The organism is Cryobacterium sp. 10I1, assembly GCF_035019805.1.
Classification (GTDB): Bacteria; Actinomycetota; Actinomycetes; order Actinomycetales; family Microbacteriaceae; genus Cryobacterium; species Cryobacterium glucosi.
On sequence record NZ_JASJVF010000676.1, the window covers coordinates 1 to 244 of the forward strand.

Here is a 244-nt window from a genome sequence, read left to right on the forward strand (position 1 = left end):
CGCCCGCGTTGGCGATCCGCGTGAGCTCGCGCCCGGTCGCAGGGTCCGTCACGATGATCGGCTCCCCCGTGCCGGGCTGCCAGGTGCCGTCGATGTAGAGACCGTCGGGGACCCGGTTGAGGAGTTCGGCCTCCCGCTCGGTGCCGATGGTGGTGGTGTCGCCGGAGGCGGGGCTCAGGGGGCGGTTCTCGGTGCTGAGACTGGTCACGGGTGTTCTCTTTCGGTCACGGGGCAGGTACGGCAG

General features: G+C 70.9%; 1 pseudogene. It reads right to left on the reverse strand.

The window, feature by feature from the left end:
• Positions 1-208 (reverse strand): annotated as a pseudogene (locus QN345_RS20295) (hypothetical protein); the annotation flags it as partial.
• Between the last annotated feature and the right edge of the window lie 36 nt (positions 209-244).